This window comes from Pseudomonas akapageensis (assembly GCF_011355085.1).
In the GTDB taxonomy this organism is placed as follows: Bacteria; Pseudomonadota; Gammaproteobacteria; order Pseudomonadales; family Pseudomonadaceae; genus Aquipseudomonas; species Aquipseudomonas akapageensis.
The window spans coordinates 75,169-90,675 of the sequence record NZ_VXCP01000044.1; the positions used below are offsets into that span (position 1 = coordinate 75,169).

Sequence of the window (15,507 nt, forward strand, 5' to 3'; positions counted from 1 at the left end):
GTCGCAAGAGGCATTCCCACGTAGAGCGTGGGAACGAGAAATCGCTGCTTATACCCGGACTCCTGGTTGACTGCGATAACGACGCCAAGCCACCCCTGCCCCCACCAGCAAAACCAACCCGAACAAAGCAGGTGGCCCTGCCGCCTTGAGCCTGGGAATCAGCACATGCTTGATCGCATACAGTTGCCCCTGACGCTTGTAGTCATAGCCGTCGGGCATCGGCAGCACGCCGTTGACGCGCGCATAGTCGGCGTAATCAGCCTGCATGCCGGTGAAGCGCTCCGGCATCTGATGTTGCAAGTCCAGGACCTCGCCGGGGTCGGCCTTGATGTTGTAAAGGTGCCACTGCCCATCGCCCACGGGCTTGAGGTTTTTCACCAGTTTGTAATCGCCCTTGAACAGTGCCGCGCTGCCTGACAATTCATAACCGATGGCCTGGTCCGGCGAGTGCACCCACTCGGACTTGCCTTGCAGCACCGGCAACAGGCTGCTGCCGATCAGCGGTTCAACGGCTTTACCCTGGTAGTGACCGTCGTGGGCCTGGACCCCAGCCGCCTCCAGCAGGGTCGGTACGATGTCGGTAACGTGGGTAAATGCCCTGGAAATCCGGTTTGCCTGAATCCCGGGCACGCCGGAAATGATCAACGGCGTGCGCAATCCACCCTCGCCGGCAAAGAATTTGTAGCCGCTCAGGGGGGCTGCCGCCGCGCTGGCCCAGCTCGGGCCGATGCTGGAGAACCCGCCCTTGCCACCCAGGCGGTCGATATCGCGGGAATAGTTGAACTGCAGCCACAGCTTGAGCGCGGGAATATCGTAGGGATCGGTGGGTTCGCTGCCATTATCGGAGAGGAACACGAACAGGGTGTTGTCATACTCGCCGGTCGCTTTCAGATGGGCGATCAGCCGGCCGATTTCCCGGTCCATGGTTTCGGCCATGCCGGCGTACACCTCCATGCGCCGCGCCTCGTAGCGTCTCTGCTCATCGTTCAAGGCATTCCAGTCAGCGGTACTGGCCATGGAGACCATCGCGGCCCCCTCGGGAATCAGGCCGAGCTCGATGGCGCGCGCATGACGCGTCTTGCGTAATGCGGTCCAGCCGTCCTTGTAAACGCCCTGGTACTTGTCGATGACTTCCCTGGGCGCCTGCACCGGCACGTGATTGGCCTGAAAGCCCAGGTACGCGAAGAAGGGCTTGGCATCGTGGCTGCTTGTCGCGATGTAGTCGATGGCCCGGTCGACGATGAATGTCGAGGAGTAATAATCCTTGGGCAGGTGCGCCGGCTGGCCGTTTTCGAACCAGGCAGCCTTGTCGTAAAGGGGGGCATAGGGACGCTCCTGCCAGTTGTCCGAGCCGCTGTCTGCCTGAATGAACGAGCGCTCGAAACCGCGGTTGTTCGGCAAGGTGCCCGAGGTCTTGCCCAAATGCCATTTGCCGGTGATGTAGGTGTGGTAACCGCTGTCCTTGAGCAAGCTGGCCAGGGTAACGACGTTGTCGTTGAGCACACCGTCATAACCGGGCTTGCCCAAATGCTTTGCCGGCATGGTTTCGGGCATGTTACCGACCCCATTACGGTGATTGTCGACGCCGGTCAGCAGCATCGAGCGGGTCGGCGAGCAGGAGGCTGCGACGTGGAAATTGGCGAAACGCACACCTTCCCTGGCCAGCGTGTCGATATTCGGCGTGGCAATTTCGCTACCGAACGAACCGACATCGCTGTAGCCCCAGTCGTCGGCCACCAGCACCACGATGTTCGGCCGCTTCTGCTCGGGCGCAGCCACGCTCAGTGCGCTGAAGGTCGCGCATAACGTGGCGATGAAAAGTGGATTCAACCGGTTCATGCTCGGCTCCGTTGTTGTTTTTTTGCAGCAGGCTTCAGGAGAAACCCCATCACTCGACGGAACAGATTTCCGTAAGGCGGTCGCAGCAGGCCCATGACGTCGAACCAGGCAGGCGTGAAGACTGCACGCTGCAGGCTGAAGGCCTTGAAGCCATCACCGCCGCGATAACGGCCGAAGCCCGAATTGCCACAGCCACCAAACGGCAGGTCGCTCTGGAAAATATGCTGCATCACTTCGTTGATGCAGACCCCACCCGAGCGAGTGTGGGCCAGCACTCGCCTGGCCTCGCCGCGATCGTTCCCGAAGTAATACAGCGCCAGGGGCCTGGGCCGCGCGTTGACGTAGGCGATAGCCTCGTCGACGGTCCTATAACCAACGATCGGCAGCAGCGGCCCGAAAATCTCTTCCTGCATCACCAGCGCCTGTTCGGGCGGATCCACCAGCAGGGTCGGGGCAATCTTGCGCACTGCGGAAAGGTCTTCCTGAGCCGGATTGATCTCGATGCAGCGCACTCCAAGGGCTTCGGCATCGCGCAGGTAACGCTGCAAACGCTCGTACTGTGCGGGTGTGGCGATGGCGGTGTAGTCCTGGTTGCCGCGCAGGGTCGGGAACATGCGTTGCAGCTCGACTTGCATACAGGTCAGCAAGCGCTCACGGTCATCCTCATGTACCAGCACGTAATCCGGGGCAATGCAGGCTTGTCCGGCACTGATGCCCTTCCCGCCCCAGATGCGCCGCGCCGCATTGGTCAGCTCTGCACCACGGCCAATGATAGTCGGCGACTTGCCTCCCAACTCGAGTGTCAGCGGCGTCAGGTTCTCGGCCGCCGCTGCCATTACCAACCGCCCTACCCGCGGGCTTCCGGTGAAAACGATGTGATCGAGCGGCAGGCTGGAAAATGCCGCACCGATCTTCGCCCCGCCGACATAGGCTGCGACTTCGGTTTCGTCGAACGCTGCGCGCAGCAGTTCGATCAGCAAGGCCGACGTGGCCGGCGTGAATTCCGACAGCAGGATCATCGCCCGGTTGCCCGCGGCAAAGACTTCGGCAAGCGGCCCCAGGGCGATGGCCACGGGAAAGTTCCACGGCGCCATGATGCCGATGCTGCCCAGCGGCTGAAAATGGATCTCGGCCCTGGCCCCCAGCCACCCGGCGCCCATTTCCGGCCGGCGCCGTTCGGGCTTCATCCATCGCCGAAGGTGCTTGCGGGCATAGTTGAGCCCGGCGACCGGCAGCAACACATCACTCATCAGCGAATGGTCATGGGAACGCCACGAAAAGTCGGTTGCCAGCGCCTTGCACAGTTGCTGTTGATGCTCCAGCAGTAAGTGGATGACACGGTCGATGCGGTCGATGCGCAAGGCTGTCGACGGTGGGCCTTCGGCGATGAAAGCCGCTTGCTGGCGCTTCAGGACATCGCGCATCCGCGCAATGGTCACTTCCTCATCGAATGGTTGGCTGCTGGACATGACGTTCCCTGGTTGCTGATTGTTGTGGTGGAAAAGGCCTTGCGATGGTGCGCATGAACAGCGCATTGCGCCTGTCATCTCGACCCATTCACCAGTCTCCAGCGCGGCCGCACATCAACCTGCGTCCCGGTACCTGCACAACATTACCCGCACAACAACCCACTCAACGGACCAGCGCTTTCGTTGCAATGACCTGCGTCGCCCCCGAAGCCATTCCTACTATCGACGCCATCAACTGCGGACCAAACGGCACCGGCTATGCCGCCAACAACAAAGGGGAGTTTTCATGAGTGAAGATGTTTTGCTGTACGAAATCACCGGTTCGGTAGCGCGGCTGACGCTCAACCGTCCCAGGGCCATGAACGCGCTGAACCTGGCGGTCCTGGCTGAGCTTGAGCAACGCCTGGATGAGATCGCCCGCGATGACGAACTGCGGGTGGTGATTCTCACCGGTACCGGCCCCGCCTTTTGCGCCGGTGCCGATTTGAAGGAAGTCCTGGCCGGCAGCAGCCTGCCAGCCGGCGAAGCCGACTTCCTGGACCGCGCCAATGTGGTATTCGGCCAACTGCGCAACTTCCCCAAGCCGGTGATCGCAGCCTTGAATGGCGTGACCATGGCCGGTGGCCTGGAATTGGCCATGTGCGCCGACATGGTGATCGCGGCGCACGGCGCGACAATCGCCGATGCCCACGCCAATTTCGGCGTGTACCCGGGCGCCGGTGGCGCTGCGGTGTTGCCTCGCCTGATCCCCCTGAACATGGCGATGTACCTGCTGATGACCGGCAAATCCCTGTCAGCGAGCGAGATGAAGGCCTGCGGCCTTGTATGTGAAGTCCACGCCGATGGCGAACTCGCCGACGCCGCTCTGGACCTGGCCAGGCAGATTGCGAAGAAGAGCCCGATTGCCCTGCGCCGCATGAAAGCCGTCGCCCGCGCTTCGGCCGACAAGACCCGCGACGACGCCTTGCAGCACGAACAAGTCATGTTGCGCCAACACCTGCGCACCGCCGACTTCCAGGAAGGCCTGCAGGCTTTCAACGAAAAACGCGCACCGCAATTCAAGGGCCGCTGAGCCTCGCGATCATCACAGGAACATGTAATGAACGATATCTACGTAGTTGGCGTTGGCATGACCGCTTTTGGTCGACTGATCGAGCGCAGTGTGTACGACATGGTCGATGAAGCCGTCGGCCGGGCCCTGAAAGATGCCGGCGCCAGTGCAGGTGACATCGGCTCGGCCTATTACAGCACCATGACCAACGGCATGCTGCAGGGCCAGACCGGCATTCCCGGGCCGATTGCCATGCGCCGCCTTGGCATTGAAGGCGTCCCGGTGTTCTCCGTGGAGAACGCCTGCGCCTCGGGCTCCTCGGCGTTCAACCTGGCGACCCTGGCACTGCGCGCGGGTGAATGCGATATCGCTCTGGCCGTCGGCGCGGAAAAGATGAACGTCCCCGACAAGGCCAAGATGTTCGCCGTGTTCGATGGCGGCTGGGATGTCTCCACCGTGGAGCAGAACAAGCACACCCTGCTGGCCATGGGCGAAGGCATCGTGCCGCCGCCCGGCACGGTGTCCGAGCGGCCTTACAGCGTGTTCATGGACGTGTACGCCGCCATCTGTCGCAACCACATGCTGCGCTATGGCACGACCCAGCGGCAGATCGCAGCGGTTGCCGCGAAAAACCACCAGCACTCGGTACACAACCCACTGGCGCAGTTCCAACAGGCCTTCAGCATCGACGAAGTGCTGGCCTCCCCGCCGATCTGCTACCCGCTGACCACCCTGATGTGCTCGCCGATCAGTGACGGCGCAGCGGCCGTGGTGCTGTGCAACAGCGAGGGTCTGAAGCGTTTGAAAGGTGCCGGCGGGCGCGCCATCCGCGTACTGGCCAGCGTGGTGCAGACCGGTACCTCTCGCGGGCTGGACGAACCGGAAAAAATCGTTGCCCACCTCGCCGCACAGAAAGCCTACGACCTGGCCGGTGTTGAACCGGCCGACGTCAAGGTGGCGGAAGTCCATGACGCCTCGGCGATCGGCGAAATCCTCAATGCCGAATCGCTGATGCTGGTGCCCTTCGGCGAAGGCGGTCCGGCAGCCGAGCGCGGTGATTTCACCGTGGGCGGCCGGATCCCGATCAACCCGTCGGGCGGCCTGGAATCCAAGGGCCACCCCATTGGTGCCACCGGCCTTGGCCAGATCCACGAGCTGGTCACGCAACTGCGCGGTGAAGCCGGCAAGCGCCAGGTCGAGGGCGCGCGCATTGCAATCCAGGAAAACGGCGGCGGTCTGTACGGCATCGAAGAAGCCGTGGTCGCCGTCAGCATCCTCGCCAAACCCTGATCCCGAACAACAAGAAACCTGCAGGAGAACACCATGGGCCACGTCATGCGTACCCCCGAACAACTGGAAGCCGTCGAGAGTTTCCGCCGCTTCCTCGCCGACAAGATCGACCCGATCTTCAACAAGGAATACCGCGACACGTTCATCCCGCGCGAAAAAATGTCCGAAGTCATGCGCCAGCTCGCCGAGTTCGGCATGGTTTCCGGTGCCGTCAGTGAAGCCAACGGTGGCCTGGGCCTGGACTGGCCGACCATGACCATGCTGTTCGAAGAAGTGGCCGCCTGCTCGGTCGACCTGTCGACACCGGTGGTGATCAACTCCTTCGGCGCGCAGATGCTGGAAAAACTGGCGCCCGACCACCTGCGCGAGCGCTACCTGCCGGGCCTGGTCAGCGGCGATTCGTTTGTCAGCGTGGGCATCTCGGAACCGGACGTCGGCTCCAATGTCCTGGAAATCAAGACCCGCGCCCGCCGTGACGGTGACGACTTCATCATCAACGGCGAAAAGACCTGGATCAGCAACGGCTCCTATTCGGACTTTCTGATCTGCACCTGCCGCACCGGCGATGACCCGCGCAAGGGCCTGACGCACTTTCTGCTCGACCGCAAAGAGCACCCGTACGAAGTGCAGAACATCCACAAGATCGCCTGGAACAGTCAGTCGACCGCGCAGATTTTCCTCAACGATATCCGTGTACCGGCCAGCAACATCATCGGCAAGGAAGGCGAAGCGTTGAAAAACACCCTGTCGTTCTTTGAGCGCTCGCGCGTATTCGTCGCCGCCCAGGGCCTGGGTATCGGCCGCCGTGCGCTGGAAGAAGCCGTGCGCTATGCCAGGGAGCGCAAGCAACATGGCAAGGTGATCGCCGGCCACCAGTTGATCAGCGCCATGCTCGCCGAGATGGCCACTCAGGTGGATGCCGCGCGCCTGCTCACCTACCGCGCCGCCGAGATGATCGGCGCGGGTATCCCGGCGGAAATGGAAGCGGCGATGGCCAAGTATTTCGCCTGTGAAGCCGCCGTCACCATCGCCCGCCAGGCGGTGCAGATTCACGGTGGCGCTGGCGTGACCACAGACTTCCTGGTCGAAAAGCTGGCCCGCGAAGCCATCGTCGTACCGATCCCGGAAGGCACCTCGCAAATCCAGCAACTGATCATTGGCCGCGCCCTGACGGGCGTCAACGCGTTCTGATCGACCGTCGCTCCGACACCCAACAACAAGACTCGGCTCCCTTGAGCCGAGCAGCAAACAGGGACACACCATGCGTATTCAAGACAAAGTCATCGTGATCACCGGCGGCGCTTCGGGCCTGGGCCTGGCCACCGCACACTACCTGGCCGTTGAAAAAGCCGCGCGCGTGGCAATTTTCGACCTCAATACCGAAGCCGGGGAACAGGCCGTGGCCGAAATCGGCGCCGAGCGGGCGATGTTCGTACAAACCGACGTCAGCAGCGAAGAATCGGTTCAGTACGCCGTGGATGCGGTCATGGAACAGTTTGGCGCCATCCACGTCTGCATCAACGGCGCAGCCGTGCCAACCGGTTTCAAAGTGCTGGGCAAGGAAGGCAAGGCCTCGCCATTGGCGCGTTTCGCCCAGGCCACCGCGATCAACCTCAATGGCGTATTCAACGCCATGTCCAAGTGCGCCGAACAAATGGCCCGCAATGAGCCCGAAGCCGGCGAAGAGCGTGGTGTGGTGATCAACGTCTCGTCGGGTGCCGCTTATGAAGGCCAGGTCGGCCAGTGCGCCTACTCCGCCACCAAGGCCGGGGTCATTGGCATGAACATGCCGGCGGCCCGCGAACTCGGTGCCATCGGTGTGCGCGTCAACGCCATTGCCCCTGGTCTGTTTCTGACCAGCATGGTCGCGGCCCTGGACGAGAAGGTCCTGAGCTCGTTGAAAGAACAGATGGAAGCGCCCAAGCGCCTGGGCGATACCCGCGAATTCGCCCATTGCTGCGCGTTTCTGATCGAAAACGCCTACGTCAATGGTGAGACCATTCGTCTCGACGCCGCTTCGCGCATGCGTGCCAAGTAAGCCAAGGCTCCAGAACAAGAAGAGCAGCCACCCATGAAAATGAATTTCTCTCGAATCATGCGCCTGATCGCGCTGCGCTATCGCGATCAGGAGGCCATCGTCAACATCGAGCGCAACCGTCGCTTTACCTACGGGCAATACCACCTGCTGACCAACCGTATCGCCGACGTTTTGCGCAACACGCTGCAGGTCGGCAAGGGCGATACCTTCATGCTGATTCTGGAGAACGACAACCTCAGCCTGATGATGTTTCCCAGCACCTTCAAGCAGGAAGGCACGGTGGTCATGACCAACCTGCGTGACTCGCTGGAAGAGCACGCAAGGCAAATGGACCTGGTCAACCCCAGGGTGGTGTTCCTCGAAACCCGCCTGTTGGACAGCTACTACGACACCCTGCGCAGCCGGGGTTGTGCGATCGTGCTGATGGACCCGCCGTCTGCCGAGCAGGCTGCCCGCCCTGGGGTGCACTGTTTCTGGACACTGGTGGAGGACGCATCGGACCTCGATAACGATGTGGAACTCCATACCGATGAGCACATCTGCATGTTGCGCTTCACCGGAGGCACCACCGGCAAGGGCAAGTGCGCGATGTACTCGATCGACAACTGGATGGTCTGCCGCGATGCGGCCTTCATCAATACCGACCTGGCACTGTCGAGCGCAACGCGCCTGCTGCACGTCTCGCCGTTGTCCCATGGCACCCTGATGCTGTTCTTCCCGACGTTCTACGCCGGCGGCACCAACCTCACCATGAACCAGCTGGACATGGAGAACTGGCGCCAGGAAGTCGAGCGCGAACGCGTCACCCATTCGTTCCTGGTGCCGACCGTGCTCTATCGCTTGCTGGAGTTGCAACGGGCCGCGCCCAGGGACTTCTCGTCGCTGACGACGCTGATCTACGGCGCGGCGCCCATGAGCCCGGACAAACTCGGCGAGCTGGTCGAGTGTTTCGGGCAGATCTTCGTCCAGGGCTATGCCGCCACCGAGGCGCCGATGATCATCGCCGCCCTCGACAAGGCCGCGCACCAACCCGGCAACACTGCCATGCTGCAACGCCTGTCTTCGGCCGGCCGCCCTACCCCGGGCGTCGAAGTGTTTATCGCAGGCCAGGATGGCCGGCCCCTGCCCGTGGGTGAAACCGGCGAAATTCGCATCCGCTGCAAGGCAATCATCAAGGGTTACTACGACAACCCCCAGGCAACAGCCGAGGAATTCGACGATGGCGCCTGGAAGTCTGGTGATCTGGGTTATATCGACGCCGAAGGCTACCTTTACATCGTCGACCGCCTCAAGGACATGATCATCAGCGGCGGCTTCAACGTCTACGCGGTGGAAGTCGAGGCAACCCTGGCCGCACATCCGGCGGTGCTGATGGCGGCCGTGGTCGGCATTCCCCACGCCGAATGGGGCGAGGCCGTGCACGCCGAAGTGATACTGCGCACTGGCGCGACCGTCACTGAGCAAGAGTTGATTGCCCAGGCTAAGGCTCGCCTCGGCGGCTACAAGGCGCCCAAGTCGCTGGTATTCGTCGATGAACTGCCCACTTCGGCGGTCGGCAAGGTATTGCGCCGGCAGGTAAGGGAAAAGTACTGGCAGGGTTCTGCGCGCAAGATCAGTTGATGCAAAAACGCCCGGATGCGTCATCGCGGTATCCGACCCTCCAGGTGGTTTCTCCCTTCGTCAGTCTTGACTGAACAACGGCAAGCAACGCTTCGCCGTTGTTCTTCTAGATTGAACCTGTCGGCACCTGCCGGCCATTGGACCGAAGGAGATAACAATGACCCAAACCCTTTCTCGTCGTAGCGGAGGTCAGATTCTGGTGGATGCCTTGCGCATCCATGGGGTCAAGCGAGCGTTTTGCGTGCCTGGCGAAAGTTACCTGGCAGTGCTCGACGCCCTGTATGACGCGCGTGAAGCAATCGATCTGGTGGTTTGCCGCCAGGAAGGCGGTGCGGCCTATATGGCAGAAGCCCATGGCAAGCTCACCGGCGAACCGGGCATCTGTTTCGTCACCCGGGGGCCGGGCGCGACCAATGCCGCTGTCGGGGTGCACACCGCGTTCCAGGATTCATCGCCGATGATCCTGTTCATTGGCCAGGTGGCACGCGACCAGCAGTACCGTGAGGCGTTTCAGGAAGTCGACTTTCGCCAGATGTACGGCCCGCTGGCCAAGTGGGTCGTGCAAATCGACGACACCCGGCGAATTCCCGAACTGCTCAGCCAGGCTTTCCATCGTGCGGTCAACGGCCGGCCCGGACCGGTCGTGGTCGCCCTGCCCGAAGACATGCTCACCGAAATGGCCGAGGTCGCCGATGCCGGCCCCTTCAAACGCGTGCCGATGACACCCGCAGCCGAGCAGATGACCGCCCTGCAGGACACCCTCAAGCAAGCCGAGCGCCCGCTGATGGTACTGGGTGGAAGCGGCTGGGACAGCCAGTCGGTACGGGATATTCAGCTATTCGCGCAGCAGCAGGACCTCCCGGTGGCCGCCTCGTTTCGCTGCCAGGACCTGTTCGACAATCGACACCCGAACTACGCCGGCGACCTTGGCTTCGCCGCATCGGCCCAACTGACCGCAGCGGTGAAGGACGCCGATCTGCTGCTGGTGGTCGGTTCCCGCATGGGGGAAGTGTCATCCGGAGGCTATACAACACTGGACATCCCCGTGCCCAAACAGACCCTGGTCCATGTTCATCAAGGCATCGAAGAACTGGGACGTGTCTACCAGCCGGCGCTGGCCATCAACAGCAGCATGTCGAGCTTCGCGGCGATGGCCGCGCAACTTGCCCCGGCCAGCCGTAAAGGGCGCGGCGAATGGACCCGCGCACTCAACGAACACTATCGGCGCAACCTGCAATGCCCGGCCTCTCCCGGGGACGTACAAATGGCTGAAATCATCGGCTGGCTCAATCAGCGCCTACCCGATGACGCCATCCTCACCAATGGCGCCGGCAACTATGCAGTCTGGCTGCAACGCTTTTATCAGTACCGCCATTACCGCACCCAGCTTGGCCCAACCAACGGCTCCATGGGCTACGGCGTGCCCTCGGCGGTGTCGGCCAAACTCAACTGCCCGGACCGTGTGGTGGTGTCGTTCTCCGGGGACGGCTGCTTCTTGATGAACGGGCAGGAAATAGCCACTGCCGCGCAATACGGCGCCAATGTGGTGTTCGTGGTGGTCAACAATGGCATGTATGGCACGATCAGAATGCACCAGGAGCGCAACTACCCTGGCCGTGTCTCGGGCACCGAGTTGCATAACCCGGAGTTCTCGAGGCTGGCCCAGGCCTATGGACTCCACGGTGAAGTAGTCAGCAAAACGTGCGAATTTGCGCCGGCATTCGAGCGCTGCCTGAAAGCGTCCAGCCCCTCCTTGATTGAAGTCAGGATCGATCCGGAAGCCCTGACACCGCGGCTGAGCCTGACGCAAATCCGCGAGCAGGCGCGCAAACCATGAACAGCAGCTGTTTGAAAGTTGCTTTCGCAATAAAGCACTTCAAACCCTTTGTAATTCGTTACTAGGCGCTACTGGATCCAAACTACGCTATTTGCGGGGGCATCCGGATTTCGAGAAGGAACTTTGAGGGACTTCTCGAAACACTACGAAAGTGTGAAGGAGCTCAACATGAACCACCGCATTCTTTCCACGCTGTTTGCCGCCACGGCATTGCTGTCGGCAATTGCATTGCCTGGCCTGTCCGAGGCGGACGATAAGGCGCCCAACATACTGGTGATCATGGGTGACGATATCGGTTGGTCACATATCGGTGTCTACAACCAGGGCATGATGGCGGTGAGGACCCCCCACCTCGATACCCTCGCTTCCGAAGGCATGCGCTTCACCGATTATTATGCCGAGGCCAGTTGCACTGCTGGCCGCGCTAACTTCATTACCGGCGAACTGCCGATCCGTACCGGCATGACCACGGTCGGCCAGGCTGGATCACCCGTTGGTATTCCCAATGAAGCGGTAACCATTGCCACCGTGCTCAAGTCCATGGGCTATGCCACCGGCCAGTTCGGCAAGAACCACTTGGGCGACCTGAACCAGTTCCTGCCTACCGTGCACGGTTTCGACGAGTTCTTCGGCTACCTCTATCACCTCGATGCCATGGAAGATCCGTCCCACCCCAACTACCCGCAAGAGCTGCTGGCGACCGTCGGCCCGCGCAACATGGTGCACAGCTGGGCAACCACTACCGATGACCCGACCGTAATGCCGCGCTGGGGCAAAGTGGGCAAACAGAAAATAGAAGACGCTGGCACGTTGTATCCCGACCGCATGAAAACCGTCGACGACGAAATCCGCGACAAGGCCTTCAGCTTTATCGACAAGGCCAAGCAGGACAACAAACCCTTCTTCGTCTGGCTCAACCCGACCCGCATGCACATCGTCACCCACCTCTCCGACAAGTACCAGGCCATGCGCAATTCGCAAAATGGCTGGTCAGAACAGGAAGCCGGCATGGCGCAACTCGATGACATCGTCGGCGAAGTCATGGCCAAGCTGAAGAAAGACGGCCTGGATGAAAACACGATCGTGGTGTTCACCACCGACAACGGCGCGGAAAACTTCACCTGGCCGGACGGCGGCCAAACCCCGTTCGCCATGGGCAAGGGTACCGTGATGGAAGGTGGTTTCCGCGTCCCGGCGATCGTCCGTTGGCCGGGCAAGGTCCCGGCAGGCAAGATCGAGAACGGCATCATGTCCGGCATGGACTGGTTCCCGACCCTTGTCGCCGCAGCGGGTAACCCAAACATCGGCGACGAGCTGCTCAAAGGCAAAAAACTGGGCGACACGACCTACAAGGTGCATCTGGACGGTTACGACCAGACCCCGATGATTACCGGTAAAGGTCCATCCAACCGTCACGAAATCTTTTATTTCGGTGAAAGCAATCTGGGTGCGGTACGCATCGACGACTACAAATACCGCTTCATCGATCAACCTGACGGCTGGCTCGGAGCCAAGATCAGTATCGACGTGCCCATTCTGACCAACCTGCGGCTTGACCCCTTCGAGCGTGGTGGCTGGCCGCAAAACCAGGCGGCCAATGGTTCCATGCAGTACTTCGACTGGTTCAAGTTCCAGTTCTGGCGCTTCGTGTTCGTTCAGCAGGAGGTCGCCAAGCTGGCCGAGACCGCCATCGAGTTCCCGCCCATGCAAAAAGGCGCGAGCTTCAACCTCGATTCGGTGAAGGCCAAGATCGAGGCTGCCAGGGCGGCGATGGCCAAGTAAGCCCTGCGGTCCAATCTGGAGAGCAGCCATGAAAAAACTAATTCTCGCGCTAACGCTTGCAACCGTTCCCTTGTCAGGAACTACTGCCTTCGCCGATACAACCAAGCCCAATATCGTATTTATCATGGGTGATGACATTGGCTGGATGCAGCCAAGCATCTATCACCGCGGCCTGATGGTCGGCGAGACACCGAATATAGATCGTATCGGTAATGAAGGTTCGATCTATATGGACTATCTCGCCGAGCAGAGTTGCACGGCCGGACGTAATGCATTCTTTACCGGCATGCATCCGCTGCGAACGGGCATGATCCCGCCGCAGCTGCCAGGCAGTCCGTCGTACCTGCGGCCCGGCACACCCGCGCTGGCCAAGTTCCTCTACGATTTGGGCTATACCACGGGTGAGTTCGGCAAGAACCACCTGGGAGACCACCCGGCAGCACTGCCGACTGCCCACGGCTTCCAGGAGTTCTGGGGTTACCTCTATCACCTGGATGCCATGCAGGGGGTGAGTTTTCCCGATATCAACAAGTCACCCACCGAACAAGCCGTTGCGCCGCCCTGCAAGAATGAGCCGATTCCCGGCGTGCCAGAGGTTCCCGGGGCCGTCGACCCAAAAACAGCGACATGCCTGACACCACCCAGACCCATGCTGGCCTGTGTATCCTCCGACGGCACGCAGCAAAACCAGAAGTGCAAGGATGAAGGCCCACTGACCCTTGATCGGTCAAAAACCGTGGACGAGGAAATCTCCACGCACGTCGTCGACTTCCTCGACCGCAACGACCCGAAGAAAACCGGCAAACCGTTCTTCGTCTGGTACAACCCTGCCCGCATGCACATCACTACCGTGCTGTCTGACAAGTACCTGGCCATGGTCGGCACCCAGGGTGGCAAGGATTGGGGGGTCAATGAGGCTGGCATGAAGCAGATGGATGACAACATCGGTTATGTCATCAAGAAGCTCGAAGACATGGGGCAGCTGGAAAACACCATCATTGTGTTTACCACCGACAACGGGGCTGAAGTCATTACCTATCCGGACGGCGGCGTTACACCGTTCAAAGGCGGGAAGCTGACGACCTGGGAAGGCGGCATGCGCGCACCGATGGTTGTCCGCTGGCCGGGACATATCAAACCGGGCACCGTGAAGAGCCAGATGTTTTCAGCGCTGGACTGGGTGCCGACCCTGGTGGAAATTGCCGGTGGCCCTAAAGGCAATGACCTGAAGGCGCAGATTGAAGGTGGTAAGTACCCCGGCATCGTCAAGACCACACTCGATGGCGTCAATCAGATTGATTATCTGACCGGCAAGAGTGAAACGTCTGCGCGCGAAGTCTTCTTTTATTACACCGGTCCGAAGCCTTCGGCAGTACGTTACAAAAACTGGAAAATGTACTACACCATGGTGCCCACCAATCCTACAGGGGCAATGCAGGGGCCTATCAGTTACTCCTGGACCATGGTTGACAATATCAAGCGCGATCCCTTCGAAATTGCCGGAGGTCTGGACGATCCCAAGTCCATCACGGGTTACGGAGGGGCACTTGCATCGCCATCCACGGCCTATATCTATGACTGGAACATGTTGCCGGTCGGTCAGTTGCTGTGGATGAAAGAGCTCATGTCGTATAAAGAGTTCCCACCGTTGCAAGCACCCGAGACCTACAACCTCGACGGCATCATGGCGGAAATGGCGGCTTCCAGAGCGTCGAGTCACGCAGGCGAGTAAGGGGGGCGCGTGCGAGTCTGACCGATTTCCTCGTTCCCACGCTCTGCGTGGGAATGCAGTTCCAGACGCTCCAGCGTCGATCAGCCGAGATCGACGCAGAGCGTCGCCGGGAGCATTCCCACGCAGAGCGTGGGAACGAGGAACCGGAGCCCCAGGGACTCTATTCAGTCAATGGCTTTTGCCCACTCGCCTCTGCACCATCGAGCAATGCGTCGACCAACGCCTTGGCCACCTCGGCCGAATGCAGGGTTGACCAGAGCAAGCCTTTGTCCAGATTCCTTGAGTGGTTGCAGGCCGCGTTGGCGGTTGCGCAGGCGCACTGAAGCATCAGGGAGGCATGCACCAGGGCGTCCTCGGCATTGATGCCGGCGCGCACGGCGAAGATGGGCGCATGGCCAGCATCACATGAACCGAAGGCGGTTTCGGCAGTTTTGTGGAGGGTACCGGGAGGAAGTGCAGAAGGTGGATCGGGAACGATTTTTTTCATTGTGTAGCTCCTGCTTGTAGACGGAGCCACCCTCAGCCGTTCTCACACGATTAAGGGTGGCGGACTGTGAACGGGGTGAGAAACCGAGAAGCAGGCACTCGGCCAGACCGAAATCTGCCCGCACACAGCCGCCATAAAGCAACCCGCGGGCAAAAGCGCCTGCAGAGGTTTTGGCGCTTTAGCGCCTGCTAGTTAGGGTTCTCACACCCTGTCGTTGATTTTGCAACGACGCGAGGAGACTAGTGCACGGTAGTGCGCAGGACAACCCTGTGACGGACCAACACTGCGTAGGATATTTCCTAAATTTCAAGAACGCGACTGTAAATTTTCGGTCGAGCGCTTGTAATCAAATGGACTCGCCC

12 protein-coding genes are annotated in these 15,507 nt (G+C 60.7%); 9 read left to right on the plus strand and 3 right to left on the minus strand.

The features are described 5' to 3' along the window. Positions 1-48: 48 nt before the first annotated feature. Positions 49-1,839: an arylsulfatase gene (locus F2S13_RS24560; protein ID WP_166365753.1), complete on the minus strand. Its 1,791-nt coding sequence runs from the start codon at positions 1,837-1,839 to the stop codon at positions 49-51. Continuing rightward, complete coding sequence (locus F2S13_RS24565; RefSeq protein ID WP_166365755.1) at positions 1,836-3,308, minus strand: coniferyl aldehyde dehydrogenase; 1,473 nt, start codon at positions 3,306-3,308, stop codon at positions 1,836-1,838. The genes F2S13_RS24560 and F2S13_RS24565 overlap by 4 nt, the downstream gene beginning before the upstream one ends. A 53-nt stretch (positions 3,309-3,361) precedes the next feature. Between F2S13_RS24565 and F2S13_RS24570 the strand changes: the two genes are divergently transcribed. The 9 genes from F2S13_RS24570 to F2S13_RS24610 all read left to right on the plus strand — a co-directional run bounded on the left by F2S13_RS24570 (position 3,362) and on the right by F2S13_RS24610 (position 14,658). Next, complete coding sequence (locus F2S13_RS24570; RefSeq protein ID WP_166365757.1) at positions 3,362-3,598, plus strand: hypothetical protein; 237 nt, start codon at positions 3,362-3,364, stop codon at positions 3,596-3,598. After that, entirely contained in the window at positions 3,595-4,380 is a 786-nt protein-coding gene (locus F2S13_RS24575) for an enoyl-CoA hydratase/isomerase family protein (RefSeq protein WP_166365759.1), read from the plus strand. Before F2S13_RS24570 ends, F2S13_RS24575 begins: the two co-directional genes overlap by 4 nt. A 27-nt stretch (positions 4,381-4,407) precedes the next feature. Beyond that, positions 4,408-5,649, plus strand: coding sequence for a thiolase family protein (locus tag F2S13_RS24580; protein WP_166365761.1), 1,242 nt, complete (start codon positions 4,408-4,410; stop codon positions 5,647-5,649). 33 nt (positions 5,650-5,682) lie between these two features. After that, positions 5,683-6,840, plus strand: coding sequence for an acyl-CoA dehydrogenase family protein (locus F2S13_RS24585; protein ID WP_166365763.1), 1,158 nt, complete (start codon positions 5,683-5,685; stop codon positions 6,838-6,840). 70 nt (positions 6,841-6,910) lie between these two features. Next, a complete protein-coding gene (locus F2S13_RS24590; protein WP_166365765.1) occupies positions 6,911-7,687 on the plus strand; it encodes an SDR family NAD(P)-dependent oxidoreductase in 777 nt (258 codons plus the stop codon). A gap of 33 nt (positions 7,688-7,720) precedes the next feature. Next, the gene (locus F2S13_RS24595; RefSeq protein WP_166365767.1) at positions 7,721-9,307 is read left to right on the plus strand and encodes a class I adenylate-forming enzyme family protein; all 1,587 of its coding nucleotides are present in this window, start codon (positions 7,721-7,723) and stop codon (positions 9,305-9,307) included. A gap of 157 nt (positions 9,308-9,464) precedes the next feature. Then, positions 9,465-11,144 (plus strand): thiamine pyrophosphate-binding protein, encoded by a 1,680-nt coding sequence (locus F2S13_RS24600; protein ID WP_166365769.1) that lies wholly within the window; start codon positions 9,465-9,467, stop codon positions 11,142-11,144. A gap of 168 nt (positions 11,145-11,312) precedes the next feature. Further along, positions 11,313-12,926 carry an arylsulfatase gene (locus F2S13_RS24605; RefSeq protein WP_166365771.1) on the plus strand — a complete coding sequence of 538 codons (1,614 nt, stop codon included), beginning with the start codon at positions 11,313-11,315 and terminating at the stop codon, positions 12,924-12,926. A gap of 28 nt (positions 12,927-12,954) precedes the next feature. Next, positions 12,955-14,658 carry an arylsulfatase gene (locus F2S13_RS24610; protein WP_166365773.1) on the plus strand — a complete coding sequence of 568 codons (1,704 nt, stop codon included), beginning with the start codon at positions 12,955-12,957 and terminating at the stop codon, positions 14,656-14,658. Positions 14,659-14,818: 160 nt separating this feature from the next. Here the strand turns inward: F2S13_RS24610 and F2S13_RS24615 are convergent, their stop codons facing one another. After that, complete coding sequence (locus F2S13_RS24615; protein ID WP_166365775.1) at positions 14,819-15,145, minus strand: DUF6124 family protein; 327 nt, start codon at positions 15,143-15,145, stop codon at positions 14,819-14,821. Positions 15,146-15,507: the final 362 nt, after the last annotated feature.